Here is a 21,659-nt window from a genome sequence, read left to right as displayed (position 1 = left end):
AGCCTATTTTGCGTAACAACAACCCTTAATCAACAACCACTTTTTATCACACAATTAATGAGATGTTTACCATTTGCGCAACAAGAAGAACCCACTAAAACCGGGGTTACCCCGGCATGGTTTTACGGATCGCGCTGATAAGCGTATGCGCAGCGGGCGGCAACGGCGTATCAACACGAGTGATAATACCGACCGGATCGCCGACTCCCAGTGAAGGAATGGGCAGGGCGATCAGCGAGCCGAGACGCAAATCATCTTTTACCGCACCCGACGGCACGAACCAGACATAGTCAAAACCGACAGTTAACTGACGTGACAGCGAGGCGGAGAGTGTCTCGATACAACCAGCGGGCAGTTTGCAATTCTGGCTGGTCAGCAACTCTTCAGCGCTATCACGCGGGGGAGTGCCTTCCGGCAATACCACCACCGGCCACTCCAGTACCCGGCTCAACGTGATGGTACTTTGCAGTAGGGGATGATTTGGACGCACCACCAGTTTCAGTGATTCCAGAAACAGCAGCTCGTAATTAAGGCCACTCATCAACTCTGGATCTGACATCCGGCCAATGCCCAGATCGAGCTGACCGGACTTCAGCCCGGCCAGCAGCATCGCGTTATTGGCGGTAGCGACCTGAATTTTAAGATCCGGCTGTTGTTTATGGAGTTGGCCAATCACTGCCGGCAAAATACCCAGTGCAGCAGTCGGCAGGGCACCGATACGGATCAGATCGCTTTTTTGTTCCGTTTTATGATCCAGCGACTGCCCGGCAATATTGACGGCATCCAGCACACGTACCGCGTGCGTCAGAAACTGCTCGCCGACATGCGTCAACTGCGCGCCGAGACGGCCGCGTTCGAACAGACGTTTGCCAGTCAGTTGTTCCAGTTCATTCAGGGTTTTCGACAGTGCAGGTTGACTTAAATTAAGGGTTTCAGCTGCGCGCCCCAGCGTTCCTTGTTGAGCAACAGCCACGAAAGTATGTAAATGGCGCAGGCGAATGCGCTGTGAAAAGAGACCTTTTTTTTCCATAAGATGATGTTAAAAACTTAGCGAATTCGGTGACAGGTAATTGCATTTATTTTGATAACTTGATTGCAAAATATTTTTAACATCTAATCTATTTGAGTTACAAATGGATTTTCCCCGCAGTGTGACGAAACTTACAACTTGGTATGGGTTTTCTCGGTGATTTCCATAATCTTTCGTTATGTTTTTTACGCTTCAGCGGCATCCGTTATCTGCCCCGATCACACTTTGTAAATTTCCCATCACGCGGGGGAATGTGCTTCCTACACTCCAGAAGAAGAGCATACAGGAAGGAAAATGAAATGGGTTACAACATCACAGCCGATGAGATACGCGAACAATTTTCACAGGCCATGTCGGCAATGTACCAACAGGAAGTTCCGCAATATGGCACACTGCTGGAACTGGTTGCTGATGTGAACCTTGCCGTTCTGGAACACAATCCCCGGTTGCATGAACAACTTGTCAATGCGGATGAGCTGGCGCGGCTTAATGTTGAGCGCCACGGCGCGATCCGGGTGGGTACTGGAGAGGAGTTATCCTGGCTGCGGCGGATGTTTGCCGTGATGGGAATGTACCCGGTGAGTTATTACGATCTGTCACAGGCGGGCGTACCGGTACACTCTACCGCGTTTCGTCCGGTGGATGACGCCGCACTGACGCGCAATCCGTTTCGCATTTTTACCTCGCTGCTGCGGCTGGAGTTAATAGAGAACGAGGCGTTGCGCAACAAAGCGGCAGCGATCCTGGCGAAGCGCGATATCTTTACACCGGCTTGCCGCCAGTTGATTGAACTACATGAACTGAATGGCGGTTTTACCGGGCCGCAGGCCGTTACTTTTGTGCAGGAAGCGCTGGAGACATTCCGCTGGCATCGTCATTCCACGGTCGATGAGCAAACGTACCAGGCGCTGCACCACGAGCACCGACTGATTGCCGATGTGGTCTGTTTCCCTGGCTGCCATATCAATCACTTAACCCCGCGCACGCTGGATATCGATCGTGTGCAGGCACTGATGCCGGAATACGGTATCGAACCGAAGATCCTTATCGAAGGGCCACCGCGCCGTGATGTGCCCATTTTACTGCGTCAGACCAGCTTCAAAGCGCTGGATGAACCGGTGCTGTTCAACGGTGAACACCAGGGGATGCATACCGCGCGCTTTGGCGAAATCGAGCAGCGTGGCGTGGCGCTGACGCCAAAAGGGCGGGCGTTGTACGATCAGTTATTGGCAGAGGCGGGCTCCGGCAAAGACAATCTCACGCACCAGTTGCATTTACAGGAGGTATTCAAATCCTTCCCGGACAGCGAAATGCTATTGCGCAAGCAGGAGCTGGCATGGTTCCGTTACCGGCTGACGCCGACCGGCGAAGCGCATCGCCAGGCTATCCGCCCCGGTGAGGACCCGCAACCGCTGATTGAACGCGGCTGGGTAGTGGCGCAACCCATCACCTACGAAGATTTTCTGCCGGTCAGCGCGGCGGGTATCTTCCAGTCTAACCTCGGTAATGAAACCCAGGCACGCAGCCACGGCAATGCCAGCAAAGCGCAGTTTGAAACGGCGCTCGGTTGCCCGGTACTCGACGAATTCACTCTTTATCAGGAGGCATCTGAGCGCAGCAAACGACGTTGCGGTCTGCTGTAAAACAGGTAATCTGCCAGGAATCAGTTATTTCTGGATGATGTTGTTATGGAGAATCCTTCCGCGCCGCTGGCGCACACCCGCTACGGCAGCGTGCTGGGCTGTCGCGAGGCAGCATTTGATGTCTGGCGCGGTATTCCGTTTGCTGCGCCCCCCGTTGGCCCGCTGCGCTGGCGTGCGCCGCAGCCGGTGGAGCCCTGGCAAGGGGTTCGCATCGCCGACCGTTTTTCTGCTGCCAGTTGGCAAGACAGCGAGTTTTGTCAGCAGATTGGCGGCGGCGATCCGGGGCAATTCTCTGAAGATTGCCTCTACCTTAACGTCTGGTCGCCCACCAAACGCGAAAAACCGTTGCCGGTAATGATCTGGCTGCACGGCGGCGGGTTTACCATGGGTTCTGGCGGGCTGCCGCCGTACGACGGCAAAGCGCTGGCCGGGCGCGGTGTGGTGTTGGTGACGCTCAATTACCGGCTCGGCCATCTTGGCTTTTTTGCCCATCCGTCTCTGGAAGCCGAAGAGGGCGAACGCATATATAACTTCGGCCTGCTTGATCAAATCGCCGCCTTGCGCTGGGTGCAAGAGAACATTGCCGCGTTTGGCGGCGATGCGGAAAACGTTACGCTGTTTGGCGAATCTGCCGGGGCGCGCAGCGTGATGGCGCTGATGGCATCTTCACGGGCAAAGGGGCTGTTTCATAAAGGCATTATTCAGAGCAGCTATACCTTGCCGGATACACCTCGGGAAGCCGCACTGGCAAAAGGCGAAGCGGTTGCGGCGCATTTTGGCCTGACAAACGCCAGTGCAGCGCAATTGCGGGCGATCCCGGCCGATGCGTTCTGGCCGCTGGCTTCGCCGCTGAAAATTGCCCCTGCACCGATTGTCGGCGACGAGGTACTGCCGGAACCGACGCTGGATGTTTTTTTTGCTGCAAAGCAGCACCCGATGCCAGTGATTATTGGCTCGAACAGCGATGAAGCCAGCGTGATGGCGGAGTTTGGCGTCGATCTTGCCGGGCAAATCGAGAAAATGCGCCGCGAGCAGCGTCTGGGGTTAGGGCTGATTAAATTGCTTTATCCGGGTGTGAAGGGCGATGCCGAGTTGGGGCGACAGGTGTGTCGCGATATGGCATTTACCACGCTCGGGCTGGTAATGATGCAGGCACAGCAGCGGGTGCGGCAACCCTGCTGGCGCTACTGGTTTGATTATGTCGCGGAAGCGGCGCATGACACTTACATCAACGGCGCGTGGCACGGTAACGAAGTGCCGTACGTCTTTGACAATCTTCTGCTTTCGGAACCGTCGCGCAGTTACGTAAATCCGCGTGACCTGGCGTTTGCCGCACACCTTGCCGATTACTGGGTGCAGTTTGCCCACCATGCCGACCGCCATTGTGAATCGCTTGCCGGACCGGTGAACTGGCTGGCCTGCGTGCGCGGGCGCGACAGACTGCTACGTATCGGACTGAATAAACATGCAGGATTTCGCATGGTTAATCGTTTTATGCGCACGCGTCTGAGCTTTTTTCGCCGAGTGATGCGCCATCACGTTAAGCTGGATTAGTCGCCAGTAAGCTCTCTCGAAACGCCGCGAGCCCGTCGGCTTTATTGGCGGAGTGACGCAGAACCAACCGGTAGCTGGCACCGGTTTTGATACTCAATGCAAATGGCCGCTGTAGGCGTCCGGCGCGGATATCTTCAGCCACAACTGTCTCGTCGGCAATGGCCATACCCAGCCCCTGGATGGCGGCGGTAATAGCCAGATCCATGGTGTCGAAGTGTTGATTTTTCCTCATGGCCGGCTTGAAATCCTGCTGCTTCGCCAGCCACAGCGACCAGTCAGTTTTATCCCGCGTTGGATGCAGCAGTGTCGCTTTCTCCAGCGGCATTTTTGCAGCCAGCGCACTATTCAGTACCGGTGTCAGTGCTTCTTCAAACAGCAAATCCCCGGCGCTTAAATGCGTGCCGAACACAATCGCTGCGTCATAAGGTTCTGTTTTGAAATTGATGGCGTGATCGGTGGTGGTGGTGAGCGCTATCTGCAACTCCGGGTAGCGCTGTTCAATGTACAACAACTTCGGTACTAACCAACGAATGGCGCAGGTCGGTGCTTTTAGCCGTACCACCGTTTGCTGCACGTGTGCTTGTTCGGCAACAATCAACAAATGCTCAAACGCGCTGCGCAGTTCCGGCAGCAGGGCGCTGCCTTGCGGGGATAAGCGTAACCCACGTGCGTGGCGCTCAAACAACGGAAAACCGAACCAGTTTTCCAGCGCGGCAATTTTGCGGCTGACCGCACCCTGCGTCAGGCATAACTCATGCGCGGCATGCGTCAAATTGAGATGGCGGGCGGTGATCAGAAAAGCGTCAATGGCATTCAGCGGCAGGGTTCGGTGCGACATGGCAACTCCAGCTATGCATTTTTATCATGGCTATTATGACAACAATTCGATTGTCGCGACAGCGCGCTTTTGGTTTGAATGGTTATGCATTTTTTAGGGAAGGATGAACAATGACTTTGCGCACGCCGGTGAGAACCCGTTCCAAATTACCCGATGTCGGTACCACTATTTTTACCGTGATCGGCCAGCTTTCCGCAGAACACAACGCGATTAATCTCTCTCAGGGCGCGCCCAATTTCCCCTGCGATCCGCAACTGGTTGCTGGTGTTACGCGCGCGATGCAGGAGAATCACAACCAGTACGCGCCGATGACCGGACTGCGTGCGCTCAAAGAGTGCATTGCGCAGAAAATTGCCGATCTTTACCACACGCATTACGACGTCGACAGCGAAGTGCTGATCACCGCCAGCGCCAGCCAGGGTTTGTACTCCGCTATTAGCGGGCTGGTGCATCCGGGTGATGAAGTGATCTACTTTGAACCGTCATTTGACAGCTATGCGCCGATTGTTCGTTTGCAGGGTGCCACACCGATTGCCATTAAGCTGACGGTGCCGAATTTTGCCGTTAACTGGGATGAAGTTAGGGCTGCGATTACGTCGCGTACCCGGATGATCATCGTTAACACACCCCATAACCCTAGTGGGCAGGTCTTCTCCCACGCCGATCTCGATCAACTGGCCGCCTTAACACGCAACACGGATATTGTGATCCTCTCGGATGAGGTGTACGAGCACGTCGTATTTGATGGTGAACCGCATCACGGCATGGCGACGCACCCGCAATTGGCGGAGCGTAGTGTGATCGTCTCTTCCTTCGGCAAGACCTATCATGTTACTGGCTGGCGCGTTGGCTACTGTGTTGCTCCCGCCGAATTAATGGATGAAATCTGCAAGGTTCATCAATTTTTGATGTTCTCTGCCGATACCCCGATGCAGTACGCGTTTGCCGAGCAGATGCGCGATCCGCAAGGCTGGCTGATGCTGTCGTCGTTTTATCAGCGCAAGCGCGATCTGCTGCAAACGCTGCTGGCTGATTCGCCGTTCCGCCTGTTACCCAGCGCTGGTTCTTTCTTCTTGTTAGCGGATTACAGTTCGTTCAGCAATGAGAGTGACAGCGAGATGGTCAAACGCCTGATTACCGATTACGGTGTCGCTACCATTCCTCTGTCGGCGTTCTATACAGACGGAACAGATAACAAACTCATTCGCCTCTCTTTTGCCAAAGATGAGGCCACATTAAGAGCAGGCGCGCAGGCCCTGTGTCGTGTTAAGCCACGCTAAGGAGCGTTAATAATGAAACTAAAAGCACTCTGTCTGGGTATGGGTTTGCTCTGCTCACTCTCTTCATTCGCGGCAACGGAACTGCGTTATGGCGTTGAGGCGGAATATCCGCCGTTCGAGAGCCGCAATGCCGCAGGCGAGCTTGAAGGGTTTGATATTGAGCTGGGTAACGCCATCTGCAAAGCCGCACAACTGAAGTGCAGTTGGGTGGAAACCTCGTTTGATGCGCTAATCCCGGGGCTGACGGCGAAAAAATTTGATGCCATTAACTCTGCGATGAACATCACCGAACAACGGCGCAAAAGTATCGATTTCACGCAGCCAATCTACCGTATTCCTTCACAACTGGTCGGTAAAAGTGGTGACGGGATGGCAGCCACTGCGGAAGGGCTGAAAGGGAAAACCATCGGCGTGTTGCAGGGGTCTATTCAGGAAACTTACGCCAAAGAGCACTGGGAAAAGCACGGCGTGACGGTGGTGTCGTATAAAGATCAGAATATGGCGTGGGCCGATTTGCTGAACGGCCGTATTGATGCCTCACTGGTGATGTCGGCGGCGGGGCAGGCAGGTTTCCTCAGTAAGCCACAGGGGAAAGGGTTTGGCTTTATCGGCAAACCGGTATCTGATGATACGATCCTCGGTAGCGGCATCGGTTTTGGGCTGCGCAAAGGTGATGATGCGACGAAAAAACAGCTTGATGCCGCCATTGATAAAGTCCGTGCTGACGGTACCATCAAACGCCTGGCGGAAAAGTACTTCCCCGGTATTGATGTCAGCGTGAGCGCACAATAACGATTTACGACTCTGGCCCCTGCTGTCGATATCCGGCAGGGGCCTTTTTCTCTCTGCGTAATGTCAGCTTCATACCTCGCTTCCTATGATTTTCAGCCTGCTCTTATCGACAGGAAATATTTTCGGTTTTGCGTAAATTCTCAACAGCCAACAATTGGATTCTCAATGAATTTTGTCTAGAGTGTGCGTTCAATAAAGAAATGCTTTTGTCGCTATTTCGCACAATTGCGAAATGCCATTCTACGACCAGAAGGACGTGTTACCAGGCATGAACCGCAGACGATTTATTCAGGCATCCATGGCCCTTGCTGCAACCTACGGCACCACCGGTGTTGCCTCTCTTTTCTCCCGCGCGGCGTTTGCGGCAGAGACGGATATTGCCGATGGGCAGAGCCGCCGTTTTGACTTCTCTGTGCTGCAAGCAATGGCGCACGATCTGTCTGAGCAGCCGTGGGGTGGTGCACCGAAAGCATTGCCGAACACGCTGGCAAACTTGACGCCGCAGGCTTACAACAGCATCCAGTATGATGCACAGCATTCGCTGTGGAATAACGTCGAAGGGCGCCAACTGGATGTGCAGTTCTTCCACGTCGGCATGGGTTTCCGCCGCCGTGTGCGCATGTTCTCGCTGGATCAGGAAACGCATCAGGCGCGTGAGATTCACTTCCGCCCGGAGCTGTTCAACTATCACGATGCGGGCGTGGATACCAAACAGTTGGAAGGCCAGAGCGACCTTGGTTTTGCCGGTTTTCGAGCCTTCAAGGCACCTGAACTGGCGCGCCGCGATATCGTCTCTTTCCTCGGTGCCAGCTATTTTCGCGCGGTGGACAGCACCTTCCAGTATGGCCTTTCCGCGCGCGGCGTGGCCATTGATACTTTTACCGATCAGCCGGAAGAGTTCCCGGACTTTACCGCTTTCTGGTTCGAAACCGTGAAACCGTCTGATACCTCTTTTACCGTTTATGCGCTGCTGGACAGCCCGAGCATCACCGGGGCGTACAAATTCGTGATCCACTGTGAAGAGAGCCAGGTGATCATGGATGTGGATAACCGTTTGTACGCACGCAAAGACATCAAACAGCTCGGCATCGCGCCGATGACCAGTATGTTCAGCTGTGGCAACAATGAGCGTCGCGTTTGCGACACCATTCACCCACAAATTCACGACTCTGACCGTCTGGCGATGTGGCGCGGCAATGGCGAGTGGATCTGCCGCCCGCTGAATAACCCGCAGAAATTGCAATTCAATGCTTTCCAGGATGAAAACCCGAAAGGCTTTGGCCTGTTGCAGTTGGATCGCGATTTCTCCCATTATCAGGACGTGATGGGCTGGTATAACAAACGTCCAAGTTTGTGGGTCGAGCCGCGCAACCGCTGGGGCAAGGGGGCGGTAAGCTTGATGGAGATCCCGACTACCGGCGAAACGCTGGATAACATTGTGTGCTTCTGGCAGCCAGAAAAGCCGGTGAAAGCGGGCGACGAGTTTGCTTTCCAGTATCGTCTGTACTGGAGCGCGATGCCGCCGGTACGCTCACCGCTGGCGCGCGTCTACGCGACCCGTACCGGGATGGGTGGTTTCCCTGAAGGCTGGGCACCGGGCGAGCATTATCCGGAGAAATGGGCGCGTCGCTTTGCCATCGATTTCGTGGGTGGCGATCTGAAAGCTGCCGCGCCGAAAGGCATTGAGCCGGTGATCACCCTCTCCAGCGGCGAAGCGAAACAGATTGAAATCCTGTATGTAGAACCGTTCGACGGTTACCGCATTCTTTTTGACTGGTATCCGACCAATGATTCCACTGATCCCGTGGAGATGCGCATGTTCCTGCGCTGTCAGGGGGATGCCATCAGTGAAACCTGGTTGTATCAATATTTCCCGCCAGCGGCGGACAAGCGTAACTACGTTGACGATCGCGTGATGCGTTAATCGTCCTTCGCCCCCGTTGGGGGGCGAAGGCTTTCCGGAGGCGCAATGGCAATGGAACACCGCTCAGATACCACCATTCCCGTTAACGACCGTATTACGCTACATGCCGCAGACGATCGATTTGTGCATGAATTACACCAGTTGATCGTCAAAAATCGCGACGATTTACAGCAGTTTCTCGACTGGCCACAGTATGTTCACACGGTGGACGATACCCGTAAGACGCTACAAAGCAATATGCTGCTGCACCAGCGTGGCTACGCGAAGATGTTTATGATCGTCGTTGATGAGGTTGTCACCGGCGTGCTGGCGTTTAATTCCATTGAGCCACTCAACAAGACGGCCTATATCGGCTACTGGTTGGATAAAGAGGCGCAGGGGCAGGGAATTTTGTCGCAGGCGTTACAGGCGCTGATGGCTTTCTATACCCACCGGGGCGATGTGCGGCGCTTTGTCATCAAATGCCGGGTGGCGAATCACGCCAGTAATCAGGTGGCGAAACGTAATGGTTTTACGCTGGAGGGCTGTCTGAAACAGGCTGAGTTTCTCAACGGCAACTATGACGATCAGAATATCTGGGCAAAAATTGTTGCAGGTAAATAGCGGCGTGTTGTGCGCCGCTATCTTGTCAGTAGTCCTCACTAACTGGTCGCCTGCGAAACCGCTTTACGCAGCCCATTGACGGCAGTGGAATTCATCGGTGTCACCAGCGCGTAGTTGTAATGTTCATCACTCCAGTACTGCGCCATAACGTCATCGGCCTGGCGCTCGCCGTGCGGTAATTTCACCGGGCTGAGCGGACGGATATACCAGCCAACCCGCGTGCCGCTCGGTCCCTGATACATAATCAGCGCGGCTGGCCCCTGGGCAGTAGCAATCAACCGTCCGCCAACCAGCGTAAAGCCGTACTGTTCCAGGTTCGGTGGCTGATGTCCGTTAATGAAATAGCGCGACACCCAACGTGTTAGCTCCGTTTGCTGTGTAGCAACTACATCCATCGGCGTGACAGCGGTATTATCAAACAGCTTATAAGCCTGTACCGCATCTTCCATCGGCTGATGTGCCATTAACATTTGTGACTCTTTCATCTGCCAGCCGGTGAAACCGCCAACGCTTAGTGCCAGCACCAGCGCAAATGCTGTCGCCAGCTTCCACTGGCGTTGCTGCCGCACCTGGCGACGAAAATAGTGCGGTTCGGGGCTTTCCAGTTGCACGTGTTGCTGTTGCATTGCCTGGCGCAACTGCTGTGCGTCGCGCCGCCACCCCGTGACTTGTGCGGCGACGGCCGGGTTTTGCGCCAGATAGTGTTCAATCCGCTTTGAGGTCGCTTCATCGGTTTCGCCATCCATCCAGGCATGCAGATCGTGTTCATCAGGTGGCAGCGTCATTTCAATCTCCTCAGCGGTAACGGTGTTACCTTACCTTCTAATTTCTCATGCAGCATTTTGCGCGCCCGCGAAAGGCGGGACATTACGGTGCCAGTTGGAATATCCAGTGTGGCGGCTACCTCTTTATAGCTCAGCCCTTCAACGCTCACCAGCAGCAGGATGACGCGATACTCGGTAGGCAACGTGGCGAACAGCGCCAACGTATCGTCGGCAATCGCCAGCGACTCCGACGAGTCGCTAAACGCTTCCTCGCCGGTAAAAAAGCTGAGCAGTTTCATATAGCGTTTGCGTCGCCGCTCGCCGTCAATAAATTGCCGGTAGAGAATAGCGAACAGCCAGGCGCGCAAGCTTTCCGCACCGTCGTTATCTGGTCTGCGTGTTAAGGCTTTCGTCAGGCAACTTTGTACCAGATCCTCCGCGCTGTGCGGATTACGGGTTAGCCACAGGGCAAAACGCTGCAAATGCGGCATCACCTGACGAATTTGATCATCAGTCAGTTGCATAGATAGCCTTTATCGCTTGCGGCTTCCGGACATACTTTCAAATACCCCGTCACGCAGTATTAACGCGTGTAATAAGGCGGCAGCCAGATGCAGCATCACTGTAATAAATAGCGCCAACGCCACCACAGAATGCAGCGGACGCAGTATCGCGTACCAGCCATTATTTACCGGCAGAATGGGTGGTAAAACGAAGCTTGAACTTAATGATACAGGGTAGCCCGCCGCCGACAGCATTGCCCAGCCGATCAGCGGTTGCGCCAGCATCATCGCGTAAAGCGCCCAGTGCGATAGGTGCGCCATCGCACGCTGCCAGCCGGGCAGCGAAGCCGGTAACGCTGGTGTCGCAGTATAAAACCGCAGCCACAAACGCACGACTACCAATACGAGAATCATCATACCCAGCGGTTTATGAATCGACACCAACAAACTGTGCAGCGACGAGATGGTCGAAACCATCAGCACGCCAATGAACAGCATGGCGATGATCGCTGCCGCCATCAGCCAGTGCAGGACGCGCAGCGCTGGGTGGAAATAAGTAACCTGTTTCATCAGTGGGCTCCTGTCTGTGCGGCTTGTTCGCGGGTTCGCGCGTTGTACGATTTGGAGTAGGCCGCTGAACGCGCATTCAGTAACGGATCGTCAGAGGCGGCGATACCATCGGGGAGGATCAGCGGATCATAATTGATGTCATTGCACGGGCCTTGTTGCTGGGCAATGGCCTGGCTCAGCTCCAGCGTCCCGGCATTGATGGTCTGACGATCGGCGGGCCAGACTTGTGATGCACGGCTGCCGTCATCGCCTTTTCCGGCCACGGTGATCAGCAGATCCCACTGTAATGGTCCTTGTGCCAGGCGCTGCTGGATATCTTTTTGCAGAAAATCGTTATCGTTTTTCTGCGCTGCGCCGATCGGTTGCCAGGCGGTATGTGGCACCATGCTCCAGCGCACCAGATGCGATGCGCCGGATTTGTCGATAAAGCGGAAGGCATTCAGGCTGTTAAAACGATCGCTCGCCCAGCTTGAGGAGGGAACGTTCTGCTTTGCCCACGCCAGAAACGGCATAACCTCGGGGTTTTTCTGTACAAACGCTTTGAACTTTTCCGCGTTCGGTTTACCGGTTGCCGGATCCGGCAGCGAAGCGACTTGTAGCTCATAAAACTGTTCTACCGTCGAAACAGGAAAAAAAGGCATGGCGTTCATTCCGGTGCGCCACTGTTCACCGTTTGCCAGTTGAAAGGCCAGCGCCATGCTTCGCACCGGCACGGCGTAATCCGGCGCGGAGGGATTTCCACCAGCAATAGCAAAACGCCCGGTCACCGGCGTTTCTCCCGCAGCAAAGACCGATGCCCGTGAAAGTGCGCTGGCATTGCCGTTAGAGATAAAACGCCCGATCACACAAATACCTTTAGCATGATTGCGGCGAAACCCCGGATGTTCGCCACCGGCTTGTTGCAATACGTCGACCAGTTTGTCGGAGGTCAACCGCTGAGGTGACAACCAGCCGCCGCCCCACAAAAACAGTACGATTAACAGCAATGGAACCAGTGCAATGACGGCAAGGCGCGTGATTAACTGGCGTGGAGTAAAGGGAGTTTGGGTCATTTTTCGCTCATCCTGCTAACAATGAGCAGATAAGACGAAGAGGCGGGACATTTATTCCCGCCTGGTGAAAAAAAAGTTTAGTCAGCGAAAAATTGCCGAAAAGGAGTGAAGCATCGGGGTTCATTGCCTGAAAAATCTGCGCGAAAATTACCTGCCATCATGCCTCCTGTTTTCTCTGCTTAGGCCCAATGAAGCCGGGCACGTCGGATGAGACGCTAACGCCTATGGCATGGCAGAAATAAACAGCGCTTTGGCAGCGGCAAGGGGAGTGCCAGGCCGATCCTCCGGCTGGTGAGAGGATTATTTAATCGCGACATGGCCTTTCCTGCGAGAATATTCATATCGCGCCAGCCAGTGGCGTGCGGGTAATATGCTGATCGTTGTTAATGACTTTGGGGCCGCGCAGCAGAATATTTTCGCCTTCCAGTGCTTCGACAACTGCATCGTCGCTTAGCGTCACCTGGTGCTCGATCAGCACATTTCCACGAATGTGCGCGTTGCCCTGAACAATAATTTTTTCGTCGAGCTGCAGTGGGCCGCCGCTCAGATACGCATTGCCGCCAACCAGCACATGATGTTTGAGCACGCAATTGCCTTCGACTACGGCGTTTTCTGCTACCTGCGAGCTGTAACGTAACGTCGGGATATCATCCTCCCCGGCACCCGCTATCACTCTGGCGTGACCGTAAACTTTGGCGCAGTCGCACACCCAGACGTCGTTCAGTTCATTCCCTTCAAGCAGGGCAAAATCGAAAATTTCTGCCCGATGTTCAATAAAACCGTAATTGACCATAGCGTCGCCATAGATCTGTGCCTGATGCACAACGCGTGAGTGGGTAACGGTGGCCCGGTCATAAATTTGCAAAATCTGCTCGCGTTCCGGCGTTAACCCTCTGGCGGCAAAGATATTGCAACCGTGCAGAATACGCGCATCACCGTGTAAACGGCACTCACCGCGTACTGTCGATAACTGAACTGTGACGTTGTCACTTAATTCGGCGCCGTGGCTGATTTCACAGCTGTCCACCCTGGCGTTATCTTTGATGACCACGTCATGACAGATAACGCAGGGCTGCGTGACCCGCGCGTTGCCACTGATGCGGCTACCGAGAAAAACCATGCTGTTTTCATCATAAACCCAGCAATTTCCTTGCTGATCGATGACGTTTTCCTCATCAACCCAGCCGCCATAACTACCAGCTATGACGTCATTAAAATCACGCAGCGCAATAATCTGGCGCAGCTCGACCGTTTTTTTCTCGCCACCAATCTGATAACTAAACGTGCGCGACTCATCACTGAGACGATATTTATTCATGCCAGGTATCTCCCGTCAGCCAGAGTTAAACGTAGCAAATTTTCTGTCGCTGGCTATCAGTGGGTGAAATTCATAAAATGCATGGCAAATGCACATTAAAGGTACTGACTGACCATGATAAACCGCCCTGAAAACTACTTTACGGAAAAATATGCGCTGACCGCGACGCACTCGGAAGTGCTGAACGCCCTGAAATATATCCAGCCGGGAAAGGCGCTGGATCTTGGCTGCGGCAATGGCCGCAATAGCTTGTGGCTGGCAAGCCAGGGTTTTGACGTTACCGCCTGGGATAAAAACCCGAACAGCCTTAACAACCTGAAGGCGATTCGCGATGCTGAAGGGCTGGAAAATCTGCACATTGATTCGGCGGATTTAAACACCCTGCAATTCGATGGTGAATACGATTTTATCCTCTCTACCGTGGTGCTGATGTTCCTCGAAGCGCAAACCATTCCTGGCCTTATCAATAATATGCAGCGCTGCACCAAAGCCGGGGGATATAACCTGATTGTAGCAGCGATGGATACAGCGGATTTCCCGTGCACGGTCGGTTTCCCGTTTGCCTTTAAAGCGGGTGAACTGCGTGAATACTATGGCGGTTGGGAGTTGCTGAAATACAACGAAGAGGTTGGTGAACTGCACCGCACCGATGCCAACGGTAACCGCATTAAACTGCGTTTTGCCACGATGCTGGCGCGCAAACCTTCCTGATCTCGTCTTATTGCGGGCAATACAATATCTGCCCGCGTTTTCTGATTTTTTAGCAACGTCACACCCACTGTTCGCTGTATGAGAGGGGCTGGGATCTGCCTTTAAGATGCAGGAAAGCAACCCCCTGAGCTGCTGGTGCGTTAGCGCGCCGCCAGCAGGCAGAGTTGCAACGCTACGTTATACGAGGCTTCAAACGATTTCAGTGGCAGAAATTCAAAGCGCGAGTGGAAATTGTGCGCACCGGTGAAGAAATTTGGCGTCAGCAAACCCTTAGCGGAGAGCGCTGCGCCATCGGTCCCGCCGCGCATCGGCGTCGGTTTCGGCGTAATGCCCAGCGATGCCATTGCTTCAAACATCAAATCGATCGCCCGGCGATCTTCACTGATAGCGTTACTGATATTGCTATAGGTATCGCTAATGCTGTATTCCACTTTGGCGGTGGGGTATTGTGCGGCGATTTTGGCAGCAACATCGGCAATCTGCTGCTTGCGGCGGGTAAAATTTTCACTGTCGAAATCACGGATACTGGCACTCAGATCGGCATGCCCCTGTACCGCATTGATGCCGTTAAACCAGACATAACCTTCGCGGCCAGCGGTGTGTTCCGGCGTTTGTTGGCGGTCAAAATGGCTGATGTAATCCATCGCCATAAGCAGCGGGTTAACCAGTACGCCTTTAGCCGACATCGGGTGCGCGGTCACCCCGGTAAAGCGGATCTGCGCGCTAGCAGCGTTAAAGTTCTCATAGACGATCTCGCCCAGTTCGCAGCAGTCGATAGTCCAGGCAAAATCAACGTCAAAACGAGTTAAATCCAGCGCTTTCGCCCCGCGCAGCCCCACTTCTTCATCCGGTACAAAGGCCACCACAATATCGCCGTGGCGATGTTCGGCAGTGAGATTTTCCAGCAACGTCATGACGACGGTTACCGCCGCTTTGTTATCTGCGCCGAGCACGCTGGTGCCGTCGCTGAAAATAATCTCTTCATTGGCATAAGCCCGGATTTCCGGGTGCTCCGCCACGCGCAGCCAGATATCTTCGCGGACATTCAGACAGAGGTCTTCACCTTCAAAACGCAGGATCTGCGGATGAATATGCGGTGACAAACCGACATCAACGGTATCTATATGAGTAATAAAACCGATGCGCGGCGCACCGGGCACATTGCCTTTTTTTACGGCGGTCACTGTCGCATGATCATCAATCACGATCTCATCCAGCCCCAGCGCTTTCAGTTCATTCGCCAGCTCGCGTGCCATATCAAACTGCCCGACAGTGGTCGGCAGCGTTGTTGCTGCGGGATCGCTTTGGCTGGTGATGGAGAGGTAACGAAAGAAGCGATGAGTTAATTGACTGGTGAGAGACGACGGCATAGTGATTCCTTCTTTATTTGAATTATCAGGTGTTTGCAAATTCACTTTAATGTTATTTATGAAAGGGCAAACAACAAGCATTTAAAAGAAAACAACAGGAAAAACTATGATTAGCAAACCGACAACACTTGCTCTGGCAATGGCTTCGCTTGTAGTCAGTTCTTCTGTCGCCGCAAAGACCCTGGTCTATTGTTCTGAGGGATCGCCAGAGAACTTCAACCCGCAGCTTTACACCTCCGGCACCAGCGTAGATGCCAGCGCCGTACCGGTTTACAATCGGCTGGTGGATTTTAAAGTCGGCACCACCGAGTTGCAGCCGAGCCTTGCGGAAAGCTGGGACGTGAGCGACGACGGTAAGGTTTATACTTTCCACCTGCGCAAAGGGGTGAAGTTTCAGAGCAATAAATACTTTACGCCGACGCGCGATTTTAATGCTGACGATGTCATCTTTTCGTTTATGCGGCAAAAAGATGCCAATAATCCGTACCACAACGTCTCTAATGGCACCTATTCCAACTTTGAAAGCCTGGAATTCGGTTCGCTGATCACTGCTATCGATAAACTTGACGACCATACCGTACGCTTTACGCTGGCACACCCGGAAGCGCCGTTTGTCGCCGATCTGGGCTGGTATTTTGCCTCGATACTTTCCGCCGAATATGCCGATGCGATGCTGAAAGCCGGCACGCCGGAGCGGGTAGATATGGACCCGATCGGTACCGGGCCATACCGTCTGGCGCAGTACCAGAAAGATTCGCGCATTCTGTTCACCGCGTTTGATAACTACTGGCAGGGCAAGGCGAAAATCGACCGCCTGGTATTCAGCATCACTCCGGATGCCTCAGTACGTGTGGCAAAACTGGAGAAAAACGAGTGTCAGGTGATGCCGTTTCCCAATCCGGCGGATCTACCGCGCCTGAAAGAGAACAAAGATATCACTCTGTTGAGTAAGGCCGGGCTGAATACCGGTTTCCTCGCCTTTAACACGCAAAAAGCGCCGCTGGATAATGTTAAAGTGCGTCAGGCGCTGGCGATGGCCATCAATAAACCAGCCATTATTCAGGCGATATTCCAGGGCACTGGCACGGCGGCGAAAAACCTGCTGCCGCCGGGTATATGGAGCGCCGACAGTGAGCTGAAAGATTACGATTACGACCCGGAAAAAGCGAAAGAGCTGCTGAAAGAGGCTGGACTTCCGGCTGGCACCACCATTGATTTGTGGGCGATGCCGGTTCAACGTCCCTATAACCCGAACGCCAAACGTATGGCGGAGATGATTCAGGCAGACTGGGCAAAAGTGGGCGTGCAGGCGAAAATCGTTACCTATGAGTGGGGCGAATACCTGAAACGCGTGAAGGGTGGCGAGCATCAGGCTGCACTGATGGGCTGGACGACGGCTACCGGTGATCCGGATAACTTCTTCGGTCCGCTGTTTACCTGTACCTCAGCTAATGGCGGCTCCAATTCCGCGAAATGGTGCTACAAACCGTTTGATAACCTGATCGCCGAAGCAAAAGCCACCACCGATCACGAGAAACGCGTGACGCTTTACAAACAGGCGCAGCAGATGATGCATGATCAGATGCCTGCAGTGATGATTGCCCACTCAACGATTTTCGAACCGGTACGCAAAGAGGTGCAAGGCTATGAAATCGATCCGTTTGGTAAACATATTTTCTGGCAGGTGGATCTGAAAAAATAACCTTTTGCCGCCTGATTTACTCAGGCGGCACTCATTGAACGGTCCAGCGATAGTCTTCAAACAGGAAATCACAGGCAGCGCAGTGGGTCAATTCGGCACGAGTAGTGAATTATCTTCGCCGGGCAATTTTTTGATCTCACGCGTTTTTTTGTCACGTCGCGCTGTGAATGAATTTGCTATAACTTAATGGCAATCGTGCTCACACAGGGAACTCCTTATGCGTAATCATGCGGTGGTTAGCGTTGCCGTATTGGTCGGTCTGCTGGCGTTATCAGGCTGCGCCTCAAAAGTGACCACGCCGGAAAAATACTCCGGCTTTTTGAAAGATTACTCAGGCTTGCAGGAAACCACCTCTGCAACCGGCAAACCGGTGCTGCGCTGGGTGGCACCAGGATTCGACCCGGCAAAATATGACAGCATTGTTTATCACCCGGTTACGTATTACCCGGTAGCCAAAGCCACCAGCCAGGTGAATCAGCAGGTACTGGATGGTGTACTCAGTTACACCAACAACAAATTAAAGGCCGCCGCCGCCGCGCGCAAACCGCTGGTGACTTCGCCGGGGCCACACAGTCTGATCTTCCGCGGCGCGATCACCGGTGTTGACGCCAGCAAACAGGGATTGCAGTTCTACGAGGTGATTCCGGTAGCCATGGTGGTTGCCGGCACACAGATGGCAACCGGCCACCGCACCATGAATACGCATCTCTACTTTGAAGGCGAGCTGATTGACGCCCAAACCAATGCGCCGGTACTGAAAGTGGTGCGCAAAGGTGAGGGCAAAGATGTGAGCAATGAAAAATCGCAGATCACCGTCGACTCTCTGAAACAGGTGATTGACGATATGGCGACCGACGCCACGATGTTTGATATCAGCAAACGTTAGCTTTACGCCGCCATCCGCGTCCGCCCAGCCAGTTTTCCGGGCGGGCAAACATTACCAGGTTGCCGGTGAGGATCAGCAGCAAACCGGCAACCGCGTTAAAATGCCAGACGTAACCTTCGTAAAAGGTCGAAATGCTCAGCGCAACCAGCGGAAACAGTAAGGTGCTATACGCCGCTTTGCTCGGACCAATGCGGCCAACGAGCGTAAAATATGCGCCAAATCCGATCACCGAACCGAACAGCGCCAGATAGACCAGCGCGCCGAGATAACTTGCCGTCCACTGCGGCATAAAATCGTCGCCGCGCAACAGGCCAATTACGCCCATGATCAGCGTGCCATACAGCATCGCCCAGCTATTGGTAGTCAGGGTTTCCAGCCCTTTACGTTGATGGCGCAGGCTTATCATGTTGCCAAACGAAAAGCCCAGCGTCCCCAGTGCCGACAGACCAATACCCAGCAACAGCGTGCTGCTCCAGCCGCTGGTGACCAGATCTTCCCAAAACAGTGTCACAATACCGATAAGCCCCAGTGCAGCAGCAACAAAGAAGCGCGCTGGCGGTTTCTGTCCGAAGAACAGGTAGCTATTGACGGCATTAAACAGCACCGCCATCGAAAAGATCACCGATTCCAGCCCGGTGTTAATCCATGTGGTGGCGGTATAAAAACACCAGAAGTTAAAGCCGAAGACACAACTGCCTTGCAGCAGACAAAACAGGTGATCGCGCAGCGGTAAACCGCGCAGTTTGCGCCGAACCAGCAGTATCAGCATGATTGCCGCCGTTGCCAGCGCAAAACGCCAGAAAATCGACACTGGCGCGGGTACCGGGCCTTGTTGCAGAAAAATGGCAATCCACGTCGTTCCCCAAATAATTACCACCAGGCCGTATAGCAATGCGTTCATAGTCATTTCCGATGCGAAAAACAAAACCTGAGTGTGGCAAAACACGGGCAGGGACGATTGCACGGGGTTGCGCCGGACTTGCATATTCTTGCGCTTTTCTTCACACAACGCTGGAATCGGGCTTCAGCTATCCATAGACTTAGGTTCTGGTTGAACAATGATAATATCCGCGAATGCCTGACCACTACGAAGCCTTTGAAAACCTGAGCAAACATAACGCCGTATTGCACAATTCGGTGGCGCTTCACTCTGGCATTCAACTGGCAGCCTGGTCGAACAAACGCGACAACATTACACAGTACTGCAACCACCATACGCTGAGCCTGTACGTGGCCGATGGCTACGAGAGTTACCACAAAACCGCATATGGTTGGAAAAATGGCGGCGGGCCGGATCGTTTTTGTTTGATGCCGAAAGAGAGTGAATCGGTGTGGGACATTCGCGATGATTTGACCTTCGTTCATCTTTATTGCACCGATGAGCATCTGCGGGAGGTCGGCGAGCGGGTTTGGGATCGCAGCCCGGCCGCGTTCACCCTTGATGAGAAAACCTTCTCGCAGGATGCGCGCATCACCGCGCTTTATCGCCAGTTTCTGCTGGATTGCGACTGGCAGCAAAATGCTAACCAACTTACGCTGAGCACCGCTTCAACCCTGCTGTTGACGCACCTTGTGCAACATTACAGCAATGTGCAGTGGCAATTGCCTGTGGTGAACGGTGGTCTGGCGCCTGCGGCGCTGCGTAATGTGCTGGATTATATCGAAGCACATCTTGCACAGGCGTTGTTGCTGTCGGATCTGGCGGCGCAGGTTGCGCTCAGTGAATATCACTTTGCCCGCATGTTCCGCCAGTCGATGGGCGTGGCGCCGCACCAGTTTGTGATGCAGCGCCGGATGGTAAGGGCGAGCGATCTGTTGCTCAACAGTACACTTCCTCTCACCGATATCGCCCTGGCCTGCGGTTTTAGTTCTGCCAGCCACTTCAGCAACCGCTTTAAAGCAGCTAAAGGGCTGACACCATCCCAGCTACGGGCGACGCAACAGCGTTAATGCGCCGTAGCAGATACCGCCTGCCACTAATCCCCAGAATGCCGAACCAATGCCCAGTAGCGTGACACCACTGGCGGTCACCAGGAAAGTGACAATGGCGGCATCGCGATCCGTTTCTTTAACCAGCGCCTGATGCAGACTACCACTGATAGTGCCCAATAGCGCCAGCCCGGCGAGCGTCTGGATCCAGCTTAACGGCAGGGCGGCCAGCAGACCGGTGATCGAGCCGCCAAACATTCCCGCCAGCAGATAAAACAGGCCAGCCGCTGCCGCTGCCACCCAGCGTTTGCTGGCGTCCGGGTGCGCATCCGGGCTTTGGCAAATGGCTGCCGTAATTGCTGCAATACAGATCGAATAAACACCAAACGGCGACAAGAGCAGCGCCAGCGTGCCGGTAAAAATAATCAGCGGTGAAACCGGAATGGTGTAACCGGAAGCCTGCATAGTGGCGAAGCCGGGAGCATTTTGCGACGCCATCGTCACCAGAAAAAAGGGAATGCCGATGCTGATAAGCGATGCCCAGTGAAACTCCGGCGCGGTGTAAGCCGGAGAGACGACGGAAAATGTGAGTCGATAAGTGACAACGTCACCATGCATAACGGCGACCAGCGCACCAATAATTAATGTTGCAACAATAGTATAGCGCGGGGCGAGGGCTTTACAGACCAGCCAGGCCAGTAGCATACTGCCGCACAACGCAAAATGGCCCTCTATATTAGTGAAGGCCTGTAAGCCAAAACGCAGCAGAATACCGGCCAGCATTGCGGCCGCCAGCGTGTGCGGAATGATTTTCATCAGTCGGGCGAATAACCCTGTGACGCCGCACAGCACGATGAGTGCGTTGGCAAAGACAAAAATACCGACCGTTTCACCGGGTGTTGCGCCTTGCAGGCTGGTCGCCAGCAGCGCCGCGCCGGGGGTAGACCAGGCAGTGAGCACCGGCATGCGATACCAGAGCGTCAGCGCCAGCGTGCTGGTGCCCATGCCGAAGCCAAGCGCGGTCATCCATCCGGCGATTTGAGCAGGGCTCGCGCCAGCAGCGGAGGCCGCCTGCCAGATAATAGCGGCAGAACTGGCGTAACCCACTAGCACGGCGACAAATCCCGCAAGAATGCTGGTAAACGGCAGTGAAGACGTTGTGGAAAGCGTTACAAGACGCATTGGCGCTC

Annotated in this window: 20 protein-coding genes; 10 read left to right on the top strand and 10 right to left on the bottom strand. The window is 54.1% G+C overall.

Going from position 1 to position 21,659, the window contains the following annotated elements; translation table 11 throughout:
* Positions 1 to 106: 106 nt before the first annotated feature.
* Positions 107 to 1,030 carry a LysR substrate-binding domain-containing protein gene (locus BM427_RS07435; protein ID WP_090120479.1) on the bottom strand — a complete coding sequence of 308 codons (924 nt, stop codon included), beginning with the start codon at positions 1,028 to 1,030 and terminating at the stop codon, positions 107 to 109.
* A gap of 299 nt (positions 1,031 to 1,329) precedes the next feature.
* Here BM427_RS07435 and hglS point away from each other — a divergent pair, with 299 nt between their 5' ends.
* Positions 1,330 to 2,673: a 2-oxoadipate dioxygenase/decarboxylase HglS gene (gene hglS / locus BM427_RS07430; RefSeq protein WP_090120477.1), complete on the top strand. Its 1,344-nt coding sequence runs from the start codon at positions 1,330 to 1,332 to the stop codon at positions 2,671 to 2,673.
* A gap of 45 nt (positions 2,674 to 2,718) precedes the next feature.
* Positions 2,719 to 4,227 (top strand): carboxylesterase/lipase family protein, encoded by a 1,509-nt coding sequence (locus BM427_RS07425; RefSeq protein WP_090120476.1) that lies wholly within the window; start codon positions 2,719 to 2,721, stop codon positions 4,225 to 4,227.
* On the opposite strand, the gene BM427_RS07420 is transcribed toward BM427_RS07425, so the two are convergent.
* Positions 4,214 to 5,065, bottom strand: a complete 852-nt coding sequence (locus BM427_RS07420; protein WP_090120475.1) for a LysR family transcriptional regulator — start codon at positions 5,063 to 5,065, stop codon at positions 4,214 to 4,216. The genes BM427_RS07425 and BM427_RS07420 overlap by 14 nt on opposite strands.
* A 110-nt stretch (positions 5,066 to 5,175) precedes the next feature.
* Here BM427_RS07420 and BM427_RS07415 point away from each other — a divergent pair, with 110 nt between their 5' ends.
* The 4 genes from BM427_RS07415 (at position 5,176) to rimL (ending at position 9,664) form a co-directional block, all read left to right on the top strand.
* The gene (locus BM427_RS07415; protein WP_090120473.1) at positions 5,176 to 6,345 is read left to right on the top strand and encodes a pyridoxal phosphate-dependent aminotransferase; all 1,170 of its coding nucleotides are present in this window, start codon (positions 5,176 to 5,178) and stop codon (positions 6,343 to 6,345) included.
* Between the two features lie 12 nt (positions 6,346 to 6,357).
* On the top strand, positions 6,358 to 7,137 hold the full coding sequence (locus BM427_RS07410; protein ID WP_090120472.1) for an ABC transporter substrate-binding protein: 780 nt from the start codon (positions 6,358 to 6,360) through the stop codon (positions 7,135 to 7,137).
* Positions 7,138 to 7,405: 268 nt separating this feature from the next.
* Positions 7,406 to 9,061: a glucan biosynthesis protein D gene (locus BM427_RS07405; RefSeq protein WP_090120471.1), complete on the top strand. Its 1,656-nt coding sequence runs from the start codon at positions 7,406 to 7,408 to the stop codon at positions 9,059 to 9,061.
* 45 nt (positions 9,062 to 9,106) lie between these two features.
* Positions 9,107 to 9,664 carry a 50S ribosomal protein L7/L12-serine acetyltransferase gene (gene rimL, locus BM427_RS07400; RefSeq protein ID WP_090120469.1) on the top strand — a complete coding sequence of 186 codons (558 nt, stop codon included), beginning with the start codon at positions 9,107 to 9,109 and terminating at the stop codon, positions 9,662 to 9,664.
* Between the two features lie 38 nt (positions 9,665 to 9,702).
* Here rimL and BM427_RS07395 read toward each other — a convergent pair whose 3' ends face one another.
* The 5 genes from BM427_RS07395 to ydcK all read right to left on the bottom strand — a co-directional run bounded on the left by BM427_RS07395 (position 9,703) and on the right by ydcK (position 13,871).
* Positions 9,703 to 10,449 (bottom strand): anti-sigma factor family protein, encoded by a 747-nt coding sequence (locus tag BM427_RS07395; RefSeq protein WP_090120468.1) that lies wholly within the window; start codon positions 10,447 to 10,449, stop codon positions 9,703 to 9,705.
* Positions 10,446 to 10,952, bottom strand: a complete 507-nt coding sequence (locus BM427_RS07390) for an RNA polymerase sigma factor (RefSeq protein WP_090120466.1) — start codon at positions 10,950 to 10,952, stop codon at positions 10,446 to 10,448. The genes BM427_RS07395 and BM427_RS07390 overlap by 4 nt, the downstream gene beginning before the upstream one ends.
* 9 nt (positions 10,953 to 10,961) lie before the next feature.
* Positions 10,962 to 11,501, bottom strand: coding sequence for a cytochrome b (locus tag BM427_RS07385; protein WP_090120465.1), 540 nt, complete (start codon positions 11,499 to 11,501; stop codon positions 10,962 to 10,964).
* The gene (locus BM427_RS07380) at positions 11,501 to 12,553 is read right to left on the bottom strand and encodes a catalase family peroxidase (RefSeq protein ID WP_090120463.1); all 1,053 of its coding nucleotides are present in this window, start codon (positions 12,551 to 12,553) and stop codon (positions 11,501 to 11,503) included. Before BM427_RS07380 ends, BM427_RS07385 begins: the two co-directional genes overlap by 1 nt.
* Before the next feature lie 337 nt (positions 12,554 to 12,890).
* On the bottom strand, positions 12,891 to 13,871 hold the full coding sequence (ydcK, locus tag BM427_RS07375) for a YdcK family protein (RefSeq protein WP_090120462.1): 981 nt from the start codon (positions 13,869 to 13,871) through the stop codon (positions 12,891 to 12,893).
* A gap of 114 nt (positions 13,872 to 13,985) precedes the next feature.
* On the opposite strand from ydcK, the gene tehB reads away from it, so the two are divergent.
* Positions 13,986 to 14,582: a tellurite resistance methyltransferase TehB gene (gene tehB / locus BM427_RS07370; protein ID WP_090120460.1), complete on the top strand. Its 597-nt coding sequence runs from the start codon at positions 13,986 to 13,988 to the stop codon at positions 14,580 to 14,582.
* Between the two features lie 140 nt (positions 14,583 to 14,722).
* Here tehB and pepT read toward each other — a convergent pair whose 3' ends face one another.
* Positions 14,723 to 15,952: a peptidase T gene (pepT, locus tag BM427_RS07365; RefSeq protein ID WP_090120459.1), complete on the bottom strand. Its 1,230-nt coding sequence runs from the start codon at positions 15,950 to 15,952 to the stop codon at positions 14,723 to 14,725.
* Positions 15,953 to 16,058: 106 nt separating this feature from the next.
* Between pepT and BM427_RS07360 the strand changes: the two genes are divergently transcribed.
* Both BM427_RS07360 and BM427_RS07355 read left to right on the top strand, forming a co-directional pair.
* Positions 16,059 to 17,654: an ABC transporter substrate-binding protein gene (locus BM427_RS07360; RefSeq protein ID WP_090120458.1), complete on the top strand. Its 1,596-nt coding sequence runs from the start codon at positions 16,059 to 16,061 to the stop codon at positions 17,652 to 17,654.
* A 217-nt stretch (positions 17,655 to 17,871) separates the two neighbouring features.
* Complete coding sequence (locus BM427_RS07355) at positions 17,872 to 18,540, top strand: DUF3313 domain-containing protein (protein WP_090120456.1); 669 nt, start codon at positions 17,872 to 17,874, stop codon at positions 18,538 to 18,540.
* Here BM427_RS07355 and BM427_RS07350 read toward each other — a convergent pair.
* Positions 18,527 to 19,441 carry a DMT family transporter gene (locus tag BM427_RS07350; protein WP_090120454.1) on the bottom strand — a complete coding sequence of 305 codons (915 nt, stop codon included), beginning with the start codon at positions 19,439 to 19,441 and terminating at the stop codon, positions 18,527 to 18,529. The genes BM427_RS07355 and BM427_RS07350 overlap by 14 nt on opposite strands.
* 173 nt (positions 19,442 to 19,614) lie before the next feature.
* Between BM427_RS07350 and BM427_RS07345 the strand changes: the two genes are divergently transcribed.
* Entirely contained in the window at positions 19,615 to 20,490 is an 876-nt protein-coding gene (locus tag BM427_RS07345; RefSeq protein WP_090120452.1) for a helix-turn-helix domain-containing protein, read from the top strand.
* On the opposite strand, the gene BM427_RS07340 is transcribed toward BM427_RS07345, so the two are convergent.
* The gene (locus tag BM427_RS07340) at positions 20,467 to 21,651 is read right to left on the bottom strand and encodes a benzoate/H(+) symporter BenE family transporter (protein ID WP_090120450.1); all 1,185 of its coding nucleotides are present in this window, start codon (positions 21,649 to 21,651) and stop codon (positions 20,467 to 20,469) included. The two genes, BM427_RS07345 and BM427_RS07340, sit on opposite strands and share 24 nt — an antisense overlap.
* Positions 21,652 to 21,659 lie beyond the last annotated feature (8 nt).

It is taken from the genome of Kosakonia arachidis (assembly GCF_900116535.1).
Lineage (GTDB): Bacteria > Pseudomonadota > Gammaproteobacteria > Enterobacterales > Enterobacteriaceae > Kosakonia > Kosakonia arachidis.
Note: the sequence above shows the minus strand (reverse complement) of the source record. Positions and strands in the feature narration are given on the sequence as shown.

Coding starts and splice junctions, on each gene's coding strand:
- BM427_RS07435 (WP_090120479.1), bottom strand. CDS start 1,030: ATGGAAAAAAAAGGTCTCTTTTCACAGCGCATTCGCCTGCGCCATTTA.
- hglS (WP_090120477.1), top strand. CDS start 1,330: ATGGGTTACAACATCACAGCCGATGAGATACGCGAACAATTTTCACAG.
- BM427_RS07425 (WP_090120476.1), top strand. CDS start 2,719: ATGGAGAATCCTTCCGCGCCGCTGGCGCACACCCGCTACGGCAGCGTG.
- BM427_RS07420 (WP_090120475.1), bottom strand. CDS start 5,065: ATGTCGCACCGAACCCTGCCGCTGAATGCCATTGACGCTTTTCTGATC.
- BM427_RS07415 (WP_090120473.1), top strand. CDS start 5,176: ATGACTTTGCGCACGCCGGTGAGAACCCGTTCCAAATTACCCGATGTC.
- BM427_RS07410 (WP_090120472.1), top strand. CDS start 6,358: ATGAAACTAAAAGCACTCTGTCTGGGTATGGGTTTGCTCTGCTCACTC.
- BM427_RS07405 (WP_090120471.1), top strand. CDS start 7,406: ATGAACCGCAGACGATTTATTCAGGCATCCATGGCCCTTGCTGCAACC.
- rimL (WP_090120469.1), top strand. CDS start 9,107: ATGGCAATGGAACACCGCTCAGATACCACCATTCCCGTTAACGACCGT.
- BM427_RS07395 (WP_090120468.1), bottom strand. CDS start 10,449: ATGACGCTGCCACCTGATGAACACGATCTGCATGCCTGGATGGATGGC.
- BM427_RS07390 (WP_090120466.1), bottom strand. CDS start 10,952: ATGCAACTGACTGATGATCAAATTCGTCAGGTGATGCCGCATTTGCAG.
- BM427_RS07385 (WP_090120465.1), bottom strand. CDS start 11,501: ATGAAACAGGTTACTTATTTCCACCCAGCGCTGCGCGTCCTGCACTGG.
- BM427_RS07380 (WP_090120463.1), bottom strand. CDS start 12,553: ATGACCCAAACTCCCTTTACTCCACGCCAGTTAATCACGCGCCTTGCC.
- ydcK (WP_090120462.1), bottom strand. CDS start 13,871: ATGAATAAATATCGTCTCAGTGATGAGTCGCGCACGTTTAGTTATCAG.
- tehB (WP_090120460.1), top strand. CDS start 13,986: ATGATAAACCGCCCTGAAAACTACTTTACGGAAAAATATGCGCTGACC.
- pepT (WP_090120459.1), bottom strand. CDS start 15,952: ATGCCGTCGTCTCTCACCAGTCAATTAACTCATCGCTTCTTTCGTTAC.
- BM427_RS07360 (WP_090120458.1), top strand. CDS start 16,059: ATGATTAGCAAACCGACAACACTTGCTCTGGCAATGGCTTCGCTTGTA.
- BM427_RS07355 (WP_090120456.1), top strand. CDS start 17,872: ATGCGTAATCATGCGGTGGTTAGCGTTGCCGTATTGGTCGGTCTGCTG.
- BM427_RS07350 (WP_090120454.1), bottom strand. CDS start 19,441: ATGAACGCATTGCTATACGGCCTGGTGGTAATTATTTGGGGAACGACG.
- BM427_RS07345 (WP_090120452.1), top strand. CDS start 19,615: ATGCCTGACCACTACGAAGCCTTTGAAAACCTGAGCAAACATAACGCC.
- BM427_RS07340 (WP_090120450.1), bottom strand. CDS start 21,651: ATGCGTCTTGTAACGCTTTCCACAACGTCTTCACTGCCGTTTACCAGC.